Origin of the sequence: Neisseria sp. P0019.S003, assembly GCF_051957115.1 — a bacterium.
Classification (GTDB): Bacteria; Pseudomonadota; Gammaproteobacteria; order Burkholderiales; family Neisseriaceae; genus Neisseria; species Neisseria flavescens_D.
Genome location: NZ_JBQCWT010000007.1, coordinates 51,022 through 69,097 on the forward strand (window position 1 = coordinate 51,022; position 18,076 = coordinate 69,097).

General features: G+C 49.2%; 18 protein-coding genes. 9 read left to right on the forward strand and 9 right to left on the reverse strand.

What is annotated here, in order from left to right; translation table 11 throughout:
• Positions 1–12: 12 nt before the first annotated feature.
• From waaC to ACTHTS_RS10040, 4 genes are all read left to right on the forward strand, one after another.
• On the forward strand, positions 13–981 hold the full coding sequence (gene waaC, locus ACTHTS_RS10025) for a lipopolysaccharide heptosyltransferase I (RefSeq protein WP_440369943.1): 969 nt from the start codon (positions 13–15) through the stop codon (positions 979–981).
• A gap of 184 nt (positions 982–1,165) precedes the next feature.
• On the forward strand, positions 1,166–1,915 hold the full coding sequence (locus ACTHTS_RS10030) for an electron transfer flavoprotein subunit beta/FixA family protein (protein ID WP_003686610.1): 750 nt from the start codon (positions 1,166–1,168) through the stop codon (positions 1,913–1,915).
• 10 nt (positions 1,916–1,925) lie between these two features.
• Positions 1,926–2,858, forward strand: coding sequence for an electron transfer flavoprotein subunit alpha/FixB family protein (locus tag ACTHTS_RS10035; protein ID WP_440369944.1), 933 nt, complete (start codon positions 1,926–1,928; stop codon positions 2,856–2,858).
• Positions 2,859–2,919: 61 nt separating this feature from the next.
• A complete protein-coding gene (locus ACTHTS_RS10040; RefSeq protein WP_440369945.1) occupies positions 2,920–3,531 on the forward strand; it encodes an IMPACT family protein in 612 nt (203 codons plus the stop codon).
• Positions 3,532–3,585: 54 nt separating this feature from the next.
• Here the strand turns inward: ACTHTS_RS10040 and ACTHTS_RS10045 are convergent, their stop codons facing one another.
• On the reverse strand, positions 3,586–3,897 hold the full coding sequence (locus tag ACTHTS_RS10045; protein WP_314458485.1) for a DUF4298 domain-containing protein: 312 nt from the start codon (positions 3,895–3,897) through the stop codon (positions 3,586–3,588).
• A gap of 139 nt (positions 3,898–4,036) precedes the next feature.
• Between ACTHTS_RS10045 and purD the strand changes: the two genes are divergently transcribed.
• Positions 4,037–5,308, forward strand: coding sequence for a phosphoribosylamine--glycine ligase (purD, locus tag ACTHTS_RS10050; RefSeq protein WP_440369946.1), 1,272 nt, complete (start codon positions 4,037–4,039; stop codon positions 5,306–5,308).
• 72 nt (positions 5,309–5,380) lie between these two features.
• Positions 5,381–5,950 (forward strand): L-threonylcarbamoyladenylate synthase, encoded by a 570-nt coding sequence (locus tag ACTHTS_RS10055; protein WP_440369963.1) that lies wholly within the window; start codon positions 5,381–5,383, stop codon positions 5,948–5,950.
• A 385-nt stretch (positions 5,951–6,335) separates the two neighbouring features.
• On the opposite strand, the gene ACTHTS_RS10060 is transcribed toward ACTHTS_RS10055, so the two are convergent.
• A complete protein-coding gene (locus ACTHTS_RS10060) occupies positions 6,336–6,776 on the reverse strand; it encodes a surface-adhesin E family protein (protein WP_070606532.1) in 441 nt (146 codons plus the stop codon).
• Positions 6,777–6,986: 210 nt separating this feature from the next.
• Between ACTHTS_RS10060 and purB the strand changes: the two genes are divergently transcribed.
• A complete protein-coding gene (gene purB, locus ACTHTS_RS10065; protein ID WP_049329319.1) occupies positions 6,987–8,357 on the forward strand; it encodes an adenylosuccinate lyase in 1,371 nt (456 codons plus the stop codon).
• A 129-nt stretch (positions 8,358–8,486) separates the two neighbouring features.
• Here the strand turns inward: purB and msrAB are convergent, their stop codons facing one another.
• Positions 8,487–10,055: a bifunctional peptide-methionine (S)-S-oxide reductase MsrA/peptide-methionine (R)-S-oxide reductase MsrB gene (msrAB, locus tag ACTHTS_RS10070; RefSeq protein ID WP_440369947.1), complete on the reverse strand. Its 1,569-nt coding sequence runs from the start codon at positions 10,053–10,055 to the stop codon at positions 8,487–8,489.
• A 145-nt stretch (positions 10,056–10,200) separates the two neighbouring features.
• Between msrAB and ftsY the strand changes: the two genes are divergently transcribed.
• Positions 10,201–11,745, forward strand: a complete 1,545-nt coding sequence (gene ftsY, locus ACTHTS_RS10075) for a signal recognition particle-docking protein FtsY (protein ID WP_440369948.1) — start codon at positions 10,201–10,203, stop codon at positions 11,743–11,745.
• Between the two features lie 154 nt (positions 11,746–11,899).
• Here the strand turns inward: ftsY and ACTHTS_RS10080 are convergent, their stop codons facing one another.
• The 5 genes from ACTHTS_RS10080 to ACTHTS_RS10100 form a co-directional block, all read right to left on the reverse strand.
• On the reverse strand, positions 11,900–12,796 hold the full coding sequence (locus ACTHTS_RS10080; RefSeq protein ID WP_440369949.1) for a polyprenyl synthetase family protein: 897 nt from the start codon (positions 12,794–12,796) through the stop codon (positions 11,900–11,902).
• Entirely contained in the window at positions 12,780–13,007 is a 228-nt protein-coding gene (locus tag ACTHTS_RS10085; protein WP_003681131.1) for an exodeoxyribonuclease VII small subunit, read from the reverse strand. The genes ACTHTS_RS10080 and ACTHTS_RS10085 overlap by 17 nt, the downstream gene beginning before the upstream one ends.
• Before the next feature lie 135 nt (positions 13,008–13,142).
• On the reverse strand, positions 13,143–14,999 hold the full coding sequence (locus ACTHTS_RS10090) for a ribonuclease catalytic domain-containing protein (RefSeq protein WP_440369950.1): 1,857 nt from the start codon (positions 14,997–14,999) through the stop codon (positions 13,143–13,145).
• Between the two features lie 108 nt (positions 15,000–15,107).
• The gene (locus ACTHTS_RS10095) at positions 15,108–16,028 is read right to left on the reverse strand and encodes a patatin-like phospholipase family protein (protein ID WP_440369951.1); all 921 of its coding nucleotides are present in this window, start codon (positions 16,026–16,028) and stop codon (positions 15,108–15,110) included.
• A gap of 99 nt (positions 16,029–16,127) precedes the next feature.
• On the reverse strand, positions 16,128–16,745 hold the full coding sequence (locus ACTHTS_RS10100; RefSeq protein ID WP_440369952.1) for a tellurite resistance TerB family protein: 618 nt from the start codon (positions 16,743–16,745) through the stop codon (positions 16,128–16,130).
• Between the two features lie 151 nt (positions 16,746–16,896).
• On the opposite strand from ACTHTS_RS10100, the gene rsgA reads away from it, so the two are divergent.
• On the forward strand, positions 16,897–17,763 hold the full coding sequence (gene rsgA / locus ACTHTS_RS10105) for a ribosome small subunit-dependent GTPase A (protein WP_440369953.1): 867 nt from the start codon (positions 16,897–16,899) through the stop codon (positions 17,761–17,763).
• Positions 17,764–17,872: 109 nt separating this feature from the next.
• On the opposite strand, the gene ACTHTS_RS10110 is transcribed toward rsgA, so the two are convergent.
• Positions 17,873–18,067, reverse strand: a complete 195-nt coding sequence (locus tag ACTHTS_RS10110; RefSeq protein ID WP_440369954.1) for a virulence regulator — start codon at positions 18,065–18,067, stop codon at positions 17,873–17,875.
• Positions 18,068–18,076 lie beyond the last annotated feature (9 nt).

Consider the following 18,076-nt stretch of genomic DNA (forward strand, 5'->3'; position numbering starts at 1 on the left):
ATTTTCCAAAATATGAAGATTTTACTTGTCCGCTTGTCCAGTATGGGCGATTTAATTCATACGTTGCCCGCAGTTGAAGATTTGGCGCGACAATGTCCTGAGGTAGAGCTCCATTGGCTGTGTGAGGCAGGGTTTGCAGATATTGCCCGCTTACATCCTTTTGTCAAAAAGATTCATGTAATGAAATGGCGGCAGTGGCGCAAACACCTTTTTCAGGCTGAAACGTGGTGTGAAATAGGCCGTCTGAAAACGGATTTACAGGCTGAATCTTTTGATTTTGTTTTAGATAGCCAAGGACTGATTAAAAGCGCATGCTTTGCCAAAATGGCGAAATCCCCTATTTACGGTTTGGATAAACACAGCGCGCGTGAAAGTTTAGCTGCCCTTGCATACAGTAAAACATTTGCCGTGCCGAAAGGCAAAAATGCGGTCTGGCGAAACCGTGAATTATTCGCCCAAGTATTTGGTTATACAATGCCTGAGACGCAGGTATTTGGTTTGTCGGTTCCTAAATCAGGCCGTCTGAAAAATTTGCAATCCCCTTATTACGTTGCTTTGCATGCAACCAGTCGCGACAGTAAATTATGGCCGGTAGAACACTGGCGTGCATTATTGAAAAAGTTGAATGAAGAACAACAATGCAATGTATATCTGCCATGGGGAAATGAAACCGAAAAAATGCGTGCCGAACAGATTGCAAGCGATTTACCGTTTGCTTCGGTTTGCGACAAAATGAATTTATTACAGGCTGCATTTTTATTGAAAAACGCAGAGGGTATTATTGGCGTAGATACCGGACTACTGCATCTTGCCAATGCACTGGAAAAGCCTGTTGTAGGAATTTATACAGATACAGATCCAGCCAAGACAGGCGTTCAAGTTTCGGCTTATGCAAAAAATTTAGGCGGTATTGCTCAAATTCCCAATGTTGACAAGGTTTACCAAACCTTGATGGATTGTGTTGCAGCATACGGTAAATAATTGCTGGGGAGTTGGATTTATTTTCTGAGTAAATGCTTTAGAAATGATATAATTCCGCTCTATTTGCCAAGATTTATACAAATTTGGTTTTATCATGTTGGTGAAAACCAAATTGGATTTTATATAAAGAATGTATCAAAAGCAGTATGCTTGATTTGATGGACATTCTTTTTAGGAGAATTGAATGAAAGCACTGGTCGCAGTAAAGCGCGTAGTGGACTATAACGTCAAAGTTCGTGTGAAAGCCGATGGTTCCGATGTGGATATCGGTAATGTCAAAATGTCGATGAACCCGTTTGATGAAATCGCGGTAGAAGAAGCTGTCCGTTTGAAAGAAGCCGGAAAAGTAAGCGAGATTGTTGCTGTTTCTCTTGGCGAGAAAAAATGCGAAGAGACGTTGCGTACTGCTTTGGCGATGGGTGCCGACCGTGCGGTTCATGTTGAGACTGATGCGAAGTTGGAACCTTTGGCCGTTGCGAAATTGCTGAAAGCTGTTGCGGATAAAGAAAATCCGCAAATTTTACTGCTGGGTAAACAGGCAATTGACGATGATGCCAACCAAGTTGCCCAAATGCTGGCTGCGTTGTTGAATGCGGCTCAAGGTACTTTTGCATCAAAAGTGCAAATTGAAGGCGAAGAAGCATTGGTAACCCGTGAAATTGACGGCGGCGAAGAGACTGTTGCATTGAAGCTGCCTGCGGTCATCAGTGCAGATTTGCGTTTGAACGAACCACGCTTTGTCAAACTTCCTAATATCATGGCGGCAAAGAAAAAACCTTTGGAAAAATTGAGTCCTGCCGATTTGGCTGTGGATATTTCTCCGCGTTTGAATACCGTGAAATTTGCCGAACCTAAAGCACGTCAAGCCGGTGTGAAAGTGGCTGATGTTGCCGAGTTGGTTGAAAAGCTGAAAAACGAAGCCAAAGTGATCTAAGGAGTATGAAATGAGCGTATTGATTATTGCGGAACATAATAACCAACATTTGAATCCTGCCACTTTGCATGCGGTAACGGCTGCCGCCAAATTGGGTAATGTAGATTTATTGGTTGCCGGCAGCAATGCTGCTGCGGTGGTTGAAGAGGCGAAACAGGTTGCAGGCGTAGCGAAAGTTTTGGTAGCCGATGCGCCCTATTACGCTGAAGGTTTGGCAGAAGAATTAGCGCCTTTGGTTGTTAAACTGGCTGCGGATTACCGCTATGTGGCTGCGACTGCAACTGCGTTTGGTAAAAATCTGTTGCCCCGGGTTGCTGCCCTGTTGGATGTACCACAAGTTTCCGATTTAACCGAAGTTGTGGATAACTCGACATTTGTTCGTCCGATTTATGCCGGTAATGCATTTGAAACTATTCAATCCAATTCTGAAAAATTGGTACTGACTTTCCGTGCGACAGCATCTGATGCTGCCGGACAAGGCGGTAATGCAGAAGTGATTAATGTTGAGGCAACGCCTGCTCAAAACCTGAGCCGTTTCGTAAACCGTCAACTTTCCCAGTCTGACCGCCCTGAATTGACTCAGGCAAAAGTGATTGTTTCCGGTGGTCGTGCATTGGGCAGCGCTGAAAAATTCAATGAAGTATTGACTCCTTTGGCTGATGTTTTGGGTGCGGCGATAGGGGCATCCCGTGCAGCAGTGGATGCCGAGTATGCGCCAAACGATGCCCAAGTCGGACAAACCGGTAAAGTGGTTGCGCCGCAACTGTACTTTGCTATCGGTATTTCCGGTGCTATCCAACACGTTGCCGGTATGCAGGACAGTAAAGTAATTGTTGCCATCAACAAAGATGCTGACGCTCCGATTTTCAATGTGGCAGATTACGGCTTGGTTGGTGATTTGTTTGAAGTTGTACCTCAACTGACTGAAGCACTGAAAAACTAATGTTTCACGTGAAACGTTCAGACGGCCTTTTATAACAAAGGTCGTCTGAAAATATTTTGGCATGATTACGACCTATAAAACCATTACCACACCGACACAGGCTGAATTTAAAGATAAAGGCAGTCGCTTCATTGCATACGCCTATCCGATCCGCACTTTGGCCGATGTGAAGAAATATCTCGACCCATTAAAGGAAGAGCATCACAAAGCACGACATTGGTGTTACGCCTATCGATTGGGTGTGGACGGAATGCAGTTTCGCGCAAACGATGATGGAGAACCGTCCGGAAGTGCAGGCCGCCCTATTCTGGGACAGATTGATTCTGTCGGCGTAACGGATGTGTTAGTTGTGGTTGTGCGCTATTTTGGCGGTACGCTATTGGGTGTTCCCTGTTTGATTCATGCTTATAAGGAATCAACGGCTCAGGCATTGGCGATAGCTGAAGTTGTTGAAAAGAATGTCGAAAAGACAGTTTGGTTGAAGTGTGAATATCCTGTTTTGAATGAGACTATACGGATTGCCAAACAATATCAGGCCGATATTGTGGAACAGGATTTGCAGCTGGATTGTAAGTTGACAGTGAAAATAGCGTTGGCCGATTATGAAGCCTGTATTGCCGCCTGGAAAAATACGCGCCAAATTGAAGTAAATACTGAGAAGCCGTTTGAATAAAAGGTCGTCTGAACATATTTGATCAATCAAAAGTTTCAGACGGCCTTTGATGTTTTAGCCTTGGTATCTGTCTAAAGCATTTACGCTTGAGCGCAGGTGTTCCCAAGCCAGTTGATGAAATTCTCCCAGTGCGTTCCATAGGGCATCTTCGCTCATAATGCTGTATTCGCCCTGTGTGTGTAAATCAACATCTGCACCTTCTTCAATGGCTTGATAACACGCTTGGTATTCGTTGGTATAGAAGTCATCCATGTCTTGCATGAGGCTTGCAGCATGTTTCCAGCGGGCGATATCTGCTTCCAGTTGTGGTAGTAATTCGCACCATTCACGGTATTTACTTTGAATTTCGTCAATACGTTTTTGCATGATTTTCCTTTTGTTGTTTGAAATTAGAGTATGGTTGTCTTGGTGCAATATTATTCTTAATTTGAAACAGCTATGCAAGATGGAACAATATTCCATCGATTGAATTTTATTTACAACATCTATTCTTCAAGGAGATGGTATGAAATTGCTCGTTATTGGTAATGGTGGACGTGAACACGCACTGGCTTGGAAATTGGCGCAGTCGTCTAAAGTAGAAACTGTCTTTGTTGCACCTGGTAATGCCGGAACGGCAATTGAGCCTAAACTGCAGAATATAGCGTTGGCGACGCATCAAGATTTGATTGATTTTTGCCGTAATGAAAATATTGCCTTTACCGTAGTCGGCCCTGAAGCGCCTTTGGCTGCGGGTGTGGTGAATGACTTCCGTGCTGCCGGATTGAAGATTTTTGGCCCGACTCAATACGCGGCCCAGTTGGAGAGTTCAAAAGATTTTGCTAAAGCGTTTATGGCAAAATATAACATTCCAACCGCGCAATACCAAACCTTTGAAAATGCCGATGCGGCACATGATTACGTCAACCAAAAAGGTGCGCCGATTGTTATTAAAGCGGATGGTTTGGCTGCCGGTAAAGGCGTGATTGTCGCCATGACTTTGGATGAAGCTCATGCCGCTATCGACGATATGTTGTTGGGCAACAAAATGGGCAATGCAGGCGCGCGTGTCGTGATTGAAGACTTCTTGCAAGGCGAGGAAGCAAGCTTTATCGTTATGGTGGACGGCAATCATGTTTTGCCGATGGCAACTAGTCAAGACCATAAACGCCTGTTGGATGACGACAAAGGCCCTAATACCGGCGGTATGGGCGCATACAGCCCTGCTCCGGTGGTAACGCCTGACGTATATGAACGCGCGATGAATGAAATTATTTTGCCGACCGTGGCCGGTATGAAAGCAGAAGGTCATGAATTTACCGGCTTTTTATACGCGGGCTTAATGATTGATAAAACCGGTGCACCTTATACCATCGAATTTAACTGCCGTTTCGGCGACCCTGAAACCCAGCCGATTATGAGCCGTTTGGATAGCGATTTAGTGGACTTGGTTGAAGCGGCAATCGACAGCAAACTGGATAGTGTTGCTGCCGAATGGAATCCGCAGACTGCAGTAGGCGTGGTGTTGGCTGCACAAAATTATCCTGATTCTCCGAAAAAAGGCGATGTGATCTTCGGCTTGGATAAGGCCAATCAAATCGGTAAAGTTTTCCATGCCGGTACTGCAACGAATGAAAAAGGCGAAGTTGTAACCAACGGCGGCCGTGTATTGTGTGTCGTCGGTTTGGGCGATGATGTTGCACAAGCTAAAAGCAAGGCTTATGAGGCATTGGAAACAATCCGTTTTGACGGTATGCAATACCGTAAAGACATTGCCGATAAAGCCATCAACCGTTAATAATGAATAGAAACAGGCCGTCTGAACACAGATTGTCCGACAATCTCAGTTTCAGACGGCCTTGGTATTATGATGATGTTCCCCAGAATTTTATCGGCTGCAGCCCAACGCAGGCTGCAGGCGCATCTTAAAAAAGGCGGTTTGGTCGCCTATCCCACCGAGTCTTGCTATGGCTTGGGCTGTGTCCCTACTTTGCCCAAAGCGCTCAATCAGCTGATTCATCTGAAAAAACGACCGCAACACAAAGGCATGATTGTCATTGGCCATAGCTTGGAACAGTTGCAACCTTTGCTGCAAAGGCCGTCTGAAAATATCCAAACCATGCTGCATGAAGCATGGCCGGCTCCGAAGACTTTTTTATTGCCGATTGGAAAAAAAGTATTGCCCTCATTGCGGGGAAAAGGACGCAGTAAATTGGCTGTCAGGGTTCCTGCGCACGCAGGTGCAAGGAGTTTGTGTCAGGTTTTGGAAATGCCTTTAGTCTCTACTTCATGCAATCGTGCAGGAAAGCGGGCGTGCAAAACGGAAAGGGAAGTCAGAAGACAGTTTGGCAGAAAAGTCTGGGTTGTAGGCGGATTGATAGGTAAGCAGAAAACGCCTAGCCAGATTATTGACGGAGAAACAGGGGTAAGGCTGCGTTAAAGATGGGCTGTATCATCAAAGGAAAGGTATTTATTTGGAGAAGCAAATTTTTTCCAAAAGATTGGAATACCTGTGTGAAAAGCATTGAGTGCAGATTCAGTTTGATGCATAGCAGTCTGTAAATACAGATAGATTAAGCAGATAGTAAGTCAGTAAATAGAGTATAAAGCAGTATTTTGTGAAATGCTCTTGCAAAGAATGAAGCAAACTTTGAGCGTAAATGAATCGCTGTAATAAATTATTTTTGAATAAACAAATTTTGTGGATAAATTTGAAGATAAATTTCCATCAAAACATAAAAAGGCCGTCTGAAACTTGATATTCAAAGCATTCAGACGGCCTTTTAAATATTTAAACTGTGGATAACTTTGTGAATAAGTGTGGATTAAAGCTTATGTCCGCACACAGTTTCGTATTGTTTTTCAGTAATCGTGCCGCTCATGACACTCATTGGGCGGATGCTGGTTGGCGTATAGCTTTGGTTGGAGATTACCCGACCATGTTCGTCCATCAGTTGCAGCGCTGCCAGACGATAGGTTTTGTTTGAGCAATGAATTTCCCAGTTGCCGATGGCTGTTTTATAGGCCGGTGTGTTGACGAAACGTTCCTCTTTCAGTTTGGAAACGGTTTTTTTATCGCGGAAAGTAACCAGTGCGCCATTTCTTTTAATGCTGCTTCTATCAATGGCCACTTTGATATTACCTTCAGATATGGTGCCGATATTGGTCCAGCTGCTGCCGCCGCTCGATGTGGTGGTTGTTTCACAGGCACTCAACATCAAAGCCGCAAATACGGTGGCAGCTAGGGAAAAACGTTTGATATTCATAAAACCTCATTATTTACAGAAAGTCAGCCGATATTATCCGTGAAGATGGCATATATCGTAAATCGATTTTGCAAAGTTGAACCTCTGAAAAGAATTTTATGAAAAATACGCCTAAAAGGCCGTCTGAAACCTGTCTTTCAGACGGCCTTGGAGTGTAAAATCATGTATAATTGCAAACAATTTGGTTTTTATCCCATAGGAAGATCCGACATGATTAACCCTATCGCTGCACTTTCCCCATTAGATGGCCGCTACGCCAAATCCGTTGAAGCATTGCGTCCGATTTTCTCCGAATACGGCCTGATGCGTGCGCGTGTCAAAGTTGAATTAAACTGGCTCAAAGCCCTTGCCGCCGAGCCTAAGATTGTAGAAGTTCCTGCTTTCAGCGATTTTACGCTTGCCGAAATCGACAAAGTGATCGAAAACTTCTCGCTTGAAGATGCCGCCGCTGTCAAAGCCATTGAGGCGACCACCAATCACGACGTCAAAGCCATCGAATATTGGCTTAAAGAACGCTTCTCCGGCGTGCCTGAAGTGGCTGCTGCCAGCGAGTTCATTCACTTTGCCTGCACCAGCGAAGACATCAACAACCTGTCCCACGCTTTAATGCTGCAAGAAGCACGTGAGGCTGTTTTGCTGCCGAAACTGGCCGAAATCATCGAAAAACTGACCGGCATGGCGCATGAGTTGGCTGCTGTCCCTATGATGAGCCGCACGCATGGCCAGCCTGCTACACCAAGCACACTGGGTAAAGAAATCGCCAATGTCGTGTACCGCCTACAACGTCAGTTTAAAAACCTGCAAGCGCAAGAGTTCCTCGGCAAAATCAATGGCGCAGTCGGCAACTACAATGCCCATATGGTCGCTTATCCCGATGTGGATTGGGAAACCCATTGCCGCAACTTCGTTGAAATCAGCCTCGGCCTGACCTTCAACCCCTACACCATTCAAATCGAGCCGCATGACTATATGGCGGAATTCTTCCAAGCCATCAGCCGTGTCAACACGATTCTGATCGACTTCAACCGCGATGTTTGGGGCTATATTTCTTTGGGTTACTTCAAACAAAAAGTCAAAGCAGGCGAAGTCGGCTCTTCCACTATGCCGCATAAAGTTAATCCGATCGACTTTGAAAATTCCGAAGGCAACCTCGGTATGGCCAATGCCGTATTGGGCTTTTTGTCCGAAAAACTGCCGATTTCCCGTTGGCAGCGCGACCTGACCGACAGCACCGTATTGCGTAATATGGGCGTAGGCGTGGGCTATACCGTATTGGGCTTTGCCGCCCATCTGCGCGGTCTGAATAAGCTTGAACCGAATCCTGCCGCCCTTGCTGCCGATTTGGACGCTACTTGGGAGCTGCTGGCCGAGCCGATTCAAACCGTAATGCGTCGTTACGGCGTGGCCAATCCTTATGAGAAGCTGAAAGACCTGACACGCGGTAAAGACGGCATTACGCCTGAAGTGTTGAAACTCTTTATCGAGTCGTTGGAAATTCCGGCAGAAGCCAAAGCCAAATTGCTTGAGCTGACCCCTGCGTTGTATGTGGGTAAAGCCGAAGAGTTGGCAAAACGAATTTAAAAGGTTTTTGTAGGGCGCACGTTCTTAGTTATTGAGATTTTTTGATAGATAAGAACCAGCTTTCTACATTCGACAAATTAAAAAGGCCGTCTGAAATCTTTTTCAGACGGCCTTTTTCGATTCAATCCGTTATTTCACTTTGTCTTTCAATGCGCCGTAGCCGGCAGAGTCCATTTCTTCCAAAGGAATGAATTTCAAACTTGCGCCGTTGATGCAATAGCGCAGGCCGCCTTTGTCTTTCGGACCGTCGGCGAAGACGTGTCCCAAGTGTGAGTCGGCGGCATGGCTGCGCACTTCGGTGCGGCGCATGTTGTAGCTGAAATCGTCGTGTTCGGTAACGGCGGCGGCATTAATCGGGCGGGTGAAGCTCGGCCAGCCGCAGCCTGAATCGAATTTGTCGGCGGAAGAAAACAGGGGTTCGCCGCTGACGACGTCCACATAAATGCCGGGTTTGAATAAGTGGTCGTATTCGTGGCTGAAGGCGTATTCGGTCGCGCTGTTTTGGGTAACTTGGTATTGCTCTTCGGTCAGGAGGCGTTTGAGTTCGGCAGCGCCGGGTTTTTTATACGTTGCTGCGTCGAAGCCTTTGCCTTGCTGGACGGCTTTGGTTTTGCCCGGCAGCGGTTCGTCGGCTTTACGGATGTCGATGTGGCAGTAGCCGTTGGGGTTTTTAATTAGATAGTCCTGATGGTATTCCTCAGCGTTGTAGAAGTTTTGCAACGGCTCGTTTTCAACGACGAGGGGCTGTTGGTATTTTTGCTGCTCGCGTTTGAGGGCTGCGGCGATGACGGCTTTTTCGGCAGGGTCGGTGTAGTACACGCCGCTGCGATATTGTGTGCCGATGTCGTTGCCTTGTTTATTGAGGCTGGTCGGGTCAACGACGCGGAAGAAATATTGCAGGATGTCGTCGAGGCTGAGTTTGTCGGCATCGTAGGTGACTTTGACGGTTTCGGCATGGCCCGTATCGCGGTAGGAAACGTCTTCATAGCTTGGGTTTTCCGTTTTGCCGTTGGCGTAGCCGGATACTGCGTCAATCACGCCGTCTATGCGTTGGAAATAGGCTTCCAAGCCCCAGAAGCAGCCGCCGGCGAGGTAGATGGTGCGCGTATTCATGATTGCTGAATCCTTTTTCTGTGTGTCGGGTTTGTAGAACGAGTTTTTCAGACGGCCTATATCGGCATTCGGGTCGCGAATTAATGCCAATGCCTGCGCTTCATTGATACTGCCTTTGACGATGCGCTGCACGTCGCCGTCCTTGCCGATTAATGCCCATGAAGGGTAAACGCCGATATTCAGGCTTTGGGCGATGGTGCCGCCGTTGTCGGTCACGACGGGCAGCTTAGGATAGTTCAAACCGGAATACCATTTTTGAAAGTCGCCGTCTTTTTTCTCGTGCAGAAAACCAGGCGAGGCAACGGTAATCAGGTTGGCGGAACCAAATTTTGCATCTTGCGCCCATTTTTCGGTTTGTCCCAATTCGGACAAACACAAAGGACACCAACTTGCCCAAAATTTAATTAGGATGGGTTTGTCTTTTTTTAGGAAAACACTGGCAGGGCGGTTGTCAGGGGTTTTTAATGAGGACAATGCCTGCGGTACGGTTGCGGCTTCGGTATCCATCATTTTGGATGAGCAGGCGCCAAGCGCAAGCAGGCAGCCGAGCTTGGTGCAAAGTGAAAATAATGTGCGGGGATTCATCTCTATGTTTCCTGTATGGATGGTTTATCTTATTAGACGTTAGAAATGCCAAAACCTGACAACCTTGATTTTCAGACGACCTTGCCACGTAAAATACGCTACAATACTCCCTATTTCAAGTTTCTAAAATTAAAAGGAAAATTTAATGTTCAGCTTCTTCCGTCGCAAGAAAAAACAGGAAACTCCGGCTCCCGAGGAGGCTCAAGTTCAGGAAACCGCAGCAAAAGTAGAATCTGAAGTTGCTCAAGTAGTTGAAAATATTAAAGAAGATGCCGAATCTTTAGCAGAAAGCGTCAAAGGGCATGTTGAATCAGTTGTTGAATCGGCTGTTGAAACTGTCAGTGAAACCGTCAGTGAAACCGTCGAGCAGGTACGGGAAGCTTTGACCGAAACGCCGTCTGAAACAGTCGAAAAAGTAGAAGAACACGTTGAAGTGGCAAAAGAAGCGGCCGTTGAAACCGTCAGCGAGGCTGTTGAACAGGTTCAAAAAACCGTTTCCGAGATGCCGTCTGAAGTGGCTGAGGCCGCTGAGGAAGTAGCGGAACAGGCTGAAGCAGTTAAAGAAGCAGCTGTTGAAACCGTCAGCGAGGCTGTTGAACAGGTTCAAGAAACTGTTTCCGAGATGCCGTCTGAAGTGGCTGAAGCTGCTGAGAAAGCAGCAGAACAGGCCGAAGCGGTAAAAGAAGAAGCTGTTGAGGCAGTTAGCGAAGCTGTCGAGCAAGTTCAAGAAGCCGTTGTGGAAACACCGGCTGAAGCCCCTGCTCCGGTAGAAGAACAAAAGCTCAGTTGGGCTGCGCGTTTGAAACAAGGCTTGACCAAATCGCGCGACAAAATGGCAAAATCGTTGGCAGGCGTGTTCGGCGGCGGACAAATCGACGAGGATTTGTACGAAGAGCTGGAAACCGTGCTGATTACCAGCGATATGGGCATGGAAGCCACCGAATACTTGATGAAAGACGTGCGCGACCGTGTCAGCCTCAAAGGCCTCAAAGACGGCAACGAATTGCGCGGCGCGCTGAAAGATGCGCTGTACGACTTGATTAAGCCTTTGGAAAAACCTTTGGTCTTGCCGGAAACCAAGGAGCCTTTCGTGATTATGCTTGCCGGTATCAACGGCGCAGGCAAAACCACGTCTATCGGCAAATTGGCCAAATACTTCCAATCTCAGGGTAAATCTGTGCTGCTGGCGGCAGGCGATACTTTCCGTGCCGCCGCGCGTGAGCAGCTTCAAGCTTGGGGCGAGCGCAATAATGTGACTGTGATTTCGCAAACCACAGGCGATTCCGCAGCAGTTTGCTTCGATGCCGTCCAAGCTGCGAAAGCGCGCGGGATTGACATCGTGCTTGCCGACACCGCCGGACGCCTGCCAACGCAGCTTCATTTGATGGAAGAAATCAAAAAAGTGAAACGCGTGCTGCAAAAAGCCATGCCTGATGCGCCACATGAAATCATCGTTGTTTTGGATGCGAACATCGGTCAAAACGCCGTCAATCAAGTAAAAGCCTTTGACGAAGCTCTGGGTCTGACCGGCCTTATTGTGACCAAGCTCGACGGTACGGCCAAAGGCGGCATCCTTGCCGCCCTTGCCTCCGACCGCCCTGTTCCTGTCCGCTACATCGGCGTAGGCGAAGGTATCGACGATTTGCGTCCGTTTAATGCCAGAGCATTCGTGGATGCCCTATTGGATTAAACAGACAGGTTGAGGTTTGTAAACGCAGTTTGCGGGGGATTTCTGAGCCGTATTTTGAAAGACTCCGTATTCGGGTGATACAAGCCAAACAGGTTGTTAAAAAGGCCGTCTGAAACCTAAAATCAGGTTTCAGACGGCCTTTATTTATTTGCGTTTAGTTTTTCCGTGAGGTAACAAACTCGGCCAGTTGGCGCAGACGCAAGGATTTGTCGCCGAATGGCTCGATCAGTGCAACGGCTTCTGCAATCAGCGTTTCTGCGTAAGTGCGCGCGGCGTACAGGCCCATCAGTTTGACGTAGGTCGGTTTGTCGTTGTCCGAGTCTTTGCCGGCGGTTTTGCCCAAGGTGGCGGTATCGGCTTCGCAGTCCAATACATCGTCGATCACTTGGAAAGCCAGGCCCAATTTGGCGGCGTAGCGGTCTAAGGTTTGGATTTGCGCCGGTGTTAAGTCTGGGCAGGAAAGTGCGCCTAAAGCCACGGCCGCGCGGATGAGTGCGCCGGTTTTGAGGCTGTGCATCTGTTCCAATTCAGCCTGATTCATGGCTTTGCCGACATTGGCAAGGTCGATGGCTTGTCCGCCCGCCATGCCGAGGCTGCCGGACGCCTGGGCCAGCGTGGACAACATGGCAAGCTGGCGTTCGGCAGGCAGGCCTGTCGGACGGCTCAGTACATCAAAGGCTTGGGTTTGCAGCGCATCGCCGACCAAAAGGGCGGTTGCTTCATCGTATTGCACATGGCAGGTCGGTTTGCCGCGGCGCAGGCTGTCGTTGTCCATCGCCGGCATATCGTCGTGAACCAGCGAATAGACGTGCACCATTTCGATGGCCGCCATGGCCTGCTCGACGGCATTTTGGTTTGCTTCACCCAATTCGGATGCGGCAAGCACCAAGAGCGGGCGCAGCCGTTTGCCGCCGCCGAGGGTAACGTAACGCATGGCTTCGTGCAGCGTGTGCGGCACTTGGCTTTCAGATGGCAAGAAATGCGCCAGCAGCAATTCGGTTTGCGCTTGGGCTTTTTGCTGCCATGTTTTGAGTTCATTCGCCGGGTTCAAGGTTCAACTCCTTCAGTTCGCCGGCATCCAAGACTTGCAGTTTCTGCTCGACTTCCGCCAATTTGGTTTGGCAGTATCTGACCAATTCGTTGCCTTCCTGATAGGCGGCCAAAGCATCTTCCAGCGGCATTTCGCTGCTTTGCATGGCTTGGGTCAGGGTTTCGAGGCGGGATAAGGCTTCTTCAAAGGATTGGGGGGCGTTTTTTTTCATGGTTTGAAATGATGGGCAGAAAAGGGGAATTGTAGCATTTTTAGATGATTAAGGCCGTCTGAACAGGGGTGAAAACGAAATCAAAGATTTCTGTTTCTTTGTTCAGACGGCCTTTTTTCAAACTAAATAACGTTATCAGCCCGGTAAAACGGCTTTTTGATAGTTGAGCGCGATAAACTGCTTCTCGGCATCCAATTCAGTGATTTTGAACAATGCCTGCGATTTGGGCAGCGCGTCAAACGGAATACCGGTCGCGCGCGTTACCAGCGGCAGACCTTCAATGCGGACGAGGTCTTCTTTGAGGATGGTGGCCGTCAGCTCGCTCGTGCCTTGCTGTTGCAGATAGACGAGGCTCCAGTAGGCTTCCATTTGGCGTTGGAAGTCGGCATAGGCTGTATAGGCGGCATCAAAGTCGCGCAGTGCGGCGAAAAGCTCGGCATCGCTGTTTTGATACAGCGGCTCGGCCGTGTCGTCGATCAGGCTGATCAGCTGCTTTTGGTTGATGTAGTCGGCGGCGCGGCGCAGCGGCGAGGTAAACCAGCCGTAATGCTGCACACCCATGCCGATGTGCGGCTCGGATTTGGTACTCATGCGTACTTTGCCTGCCGGTTGGACGCGGAAAAGGCCGGGCAGCTCGTTTTCGTCCAGCATTTGCGCCCAAGTGCTGTTGGCAAGAATCATCATCTCGCTGACCAGCGTATCGATGGGCGAACCGCGTTCGCGGCGGACGACGGATACGTTGCCTTCCTCATCCAATTCGATACTGTAATCGTATTGCGGCGCACGGTCGGGTTCGTATTTGCCGCGCGCTTTTTGCAGGGCGATGGCGAATTGATAGAACCAAATCAGGTCTTGATGGTGGGCGAACATCATTTCGCCGGCTTCGTCCAAGCCGGTTTCGGCGTTGAAATGCGGCTCGATGGTCTGAATGCGCAGGTTTTCAGCGATGTTGACTGCTTCGATTTTGCAGGTTGACGCGCCGACGTTGAACTCGTTGTCCACATCGAAATAAATGCTGATGGAAGGGCGGTATGCGCCTGCATCAAGGCTGAACGCGGCAATCCAGTTTTCGGGCAGCATGGTGATTTTGCCGCCGGGGAAATAAACCGTGCTCAAGCGTTCCATGATGTTTTTTTCCATTTTGTCGCCTTGCTTAATGGCAAGCGACGGCGCGGCGATGTGGATACCGACGCGTTTCATGCCATTGCCCAAGTCGGTCAGGCTCAAGGCATCGTCCACTTCGGTGGTCGATTCGTCGTCAATGGAAAAGGCGGTAACGTCAGCCTTGGGCAAGTCGGGCATTTCAGGAAGCGGAAGATCGGGGAAGCCTGTTCTTTTGGGGAAGTATTTGATTTCAAACCCGTCTTGCAGGTATTGCGGAATGGACGTAATGCCGCCCGTTTTTTTCGCCAGTTCGTAGGCGGAGGTTTTCAATGCATCGGCAGCTTTGGTAAAGGCTTTGTAGGTCAGCGACTGCTTGTCGGGCGCGTGCAGGATGGTTTTCAAATCCGCCGCGATTTCAGACGGCATCTCGCCGCGTTTCAAGGCTTCCGCCCAAGCGTCGATTTGCGCGTCTTGCTGTTTTTTGCGTTCGATGGCGGCAAGCGCTTGTTTTAAGGTTTCTTCGGGCGCGGCTTTGAACACGCCTTTGGCTTTTTTGTAGAAATACATCGGCGCGGCGTAAAGCGCAATCAAAGTCGCCGCCAGCTCGGTTTTGGTCGGCGCGTGGCCGTAATATTCTTCGGCGATGGCTTCGGCGGTAAACTCCTCTTCGCCGCATACTTCCCACAATAAATCGGTGTCGATGTCCGCCGCCTGCGCCTGCGCGTTCTCCAAAAATGCTGCCATATCGCCGTCAAATTCGGCAAAGACATTGTTTGCCTTCACTTTGGTGCGTTTGCCGTGTTGGGTATCGACTTGGTAGGTGGCGTCGTTTTTTTGGACGATGAAGGCAACTTTGAATTGGCCGGACTCTTCGTAAAAGATATTCATTTTTTTAGGATTTTATAATTTGTAGGAAACGCGTGATTTTAGCAGATTTGCACAAGAAAGGCCGTCTGAAAAACATACTTTCAGACGGCCTGTTCAAACGGCGGATGATTAATACTGATATGCTGCCAGTTTGCGTTTGATTTCAGGCAGGGCGGCGCGTGCGGCCTGTTCGCCCAATTGGATGGCGCGTTGTTTTTGGTCGAAGCCGCCAACCGAACCCAGCTCCAAAACCTGCGGTTTGATGACCACATTGGCTTGGCCCAATTCTTGGTGTAAGGCGGTTTGACTCATTACGTTGAAGGTTTGGTCAAGATAGGAGAACATGCCTTGGCTGACGTTTTTGGCCGGACGGGCGGAAATATCGACGGCAATGATGAAGTTTGCGCCCAGTTTTTTCGCCGCGCTGACCGGTACGGGCTGCGACAGGCCGCCGTCTACATATTTGCGGCTGCCGATAACGACAGGTTGAAACACGTTCGGAATCGATGCAGAAGCGCGGACAGCCTGTCCGGCATTGCCTACGTTGAACACCACTGGTTTGCCGCTTTCAAAATCGGTCGCAACGGCGGCAAATTTGATGGGGAACTGCTGCATCGGACGGTTGCCGACTTTGCGGTTGATGTAGTTTTGCAGTTTTTCGCCTTTGATGAAGCCGCTGGTGGACAAGGTCAAATCCACCAAATCGGTTTTACCTAAAATTTCCGCTTCCAATTCGAGGCGGTCGGGCGACATTCCCGAAGCGTACATACTGCCGACAATCGAGCCTGCGGATGTGCCGGTAACGATTTTGACCGGAATATTGTTTTCTTTCAAAACCTTAATAATCCCGATATGGGCAAAACCTTTGGACGCGCCGCCGCCCAAAGCCAGCGCAACCGTGGCTTTCGGTTTGGGTGCAGGACGCGAAACCGTATTTTGACCCTGCGTAGAAGGTTTGGATTGCGGCGCGTTGCCGCTCGGACAGGCGGCCAATACCAAGACGGACGAAGCGGCTAAAAACGTTTTGAATGTGGAAAAAAGTTTATTCATGTTCAGACAGCCTTTAATATGTCGAAAGGGTTATTTTACTCTGAAATTAAGTCGAAAGGCCGTCTGAAATCAGGTTTCAGACGGCCTTTTAAATCAAGCTCAAGCCAATTCGAGCTGTTTTTCCAAGCTTTCGACCAGTTGGTCGTCCAAATTCAAAGCTTGGGACAAACGGCTCAGGAACACAATTTCCTTGCGCGACAAGTCCGCGCAGACCAATCGGGCCGCCAGATAAGTTTCGGCTGCCAAAGCCTCGTCGCTGCCGACTGAAGCGGCAATTTGCTCGATGGAGGCCGGTTGCGCATATTCCGCCTGCAACCATGCCGCAGTTTCCGCATCGCTGTCGCTTTCACGCTCAATCGCCGCGCGTTCCGCATCGTCAATCAGGCCGTCTGAAGCCGCCGCTGCAATCATCGTTTGCAAAATCACACGGCTGTGGTTTTCGCCAATCAGACCGGCAGGTTGGAACGCACTTTGCGGCAATTCGTCCTGCTGGCGGTTTTGCTTCCAGTTTTGATAGCCTTTATAAGCCAGAAAACCCAAAGCAGCGACCGAGCCGGCCTTGACCAGCTTCTTCGTATTTTTCTTTTTCAACAGCATCGATGCCAAAGCACCCGTCAGCGCGCCGCCGCCGAAAGAATTGAGTGGGCTGTCCGCCACCGCTTTGCCGCCTTTTTGAGCCGCACCCAAAACCTGATTGAGCAACTGACTGAAATCCATAAAAAAATCTCCTGAAAACAAATACATTGCAAATATAGGGCAGAAACACCAAAAAACCAAGCCAAAGAAAGTTAAAAGGTGCAAACAAGTTTTCAGACGGCCATAGCCGACTTTCGGTACAATCACACCATTCCAAACAATAAACCCCATCATGACCGATACCGCCCAAATCATTACCAGCTATGGCCGCCGCTATATTGTCCGCACCCACGAGGGCCAAACATATGACGCCACCACCCGCAAAAAACGCGTCGATTTCGCCTGCGGCGACCAAGTCCGCATCAGCCCCATTAACGGCGAACAAGTCGTGATTGAAGACTACCTCCCGCGCGAAAGCCTGCTCTACCGCCAAGACGCGTGGAAAACCAAACTGATTGCCGCCAACGTTACCCAACTCCTCATCGTAACCGCCGCCAGCCCCTCACCTAGCGAAGCCCTGTTGCAACGCGCCCTCCTCGCGGCAGAAGCGGCCGGCATCGACGCCGTTATCGTCCTCAACAAAGCCGACCTCCCCGAAACCGCCCAATGGCGCGAGAAACTCAAATTCTACGAAACCCTCGGCTATTCGGTGGTCGAAACTAACGCATTGGAAAACGCCGACATCCTGCGTCCCATTTTAGAAGGGCAAACCAACATCCTGCTCGGACAAAGCGGCATGGGCAAGTCCACCCTGACCAACGCCCTACTCGGCAACCAAGCCGCCCGAACCGGCGACATTTCCACCGCGCTCGACTCCGGCAAACACACCACCACCCACGCCCAACTGTACGATTTAAACGCAGAAACCCGACTCATCGATTCCCCCGGCCTGCAAGAATTCGGCTTGCACCATCTCCAAGCTGCCGATTTATTGCAATACTTTCCCGACCTGCACCACCTCATCGGCCAGTGCCGTTTCCATAACTGCACCCACCGCGCCGAACCCGGCTGCGCCGTCAAAGCCGCTGCCGAATCAGGCGAAGCCAAACCCGAGCGTATCGAGTTTCTGCAACGCGTTACCGATGAACTGTTGAGATAAAGTTTTAACGGAAATAAGTGTTTGGATAAATAAAAAGGCCGTCTGAAAATTTCAGACGGCCTTTTGTTGAAGTATAACCAAATTTACCTTTCAACCGGTATCGCTTACCTTAGCGGGAAAGAGAAGGTGCTTTTTGCGGCGGATTGATCATGAGAAGCACGGCTTCTTCAATTTGTTTGTCCTCCCGATCATGGAGTTCTACCGGAAACTTCAGACGCAACACTGTAACAATAGCGCCAACCGATAAGCCTGCATCATGAAGCAACTCAATTTCTTTAAGTACCGGTGCGGAAAGGTTTAACATGGTTTCTCC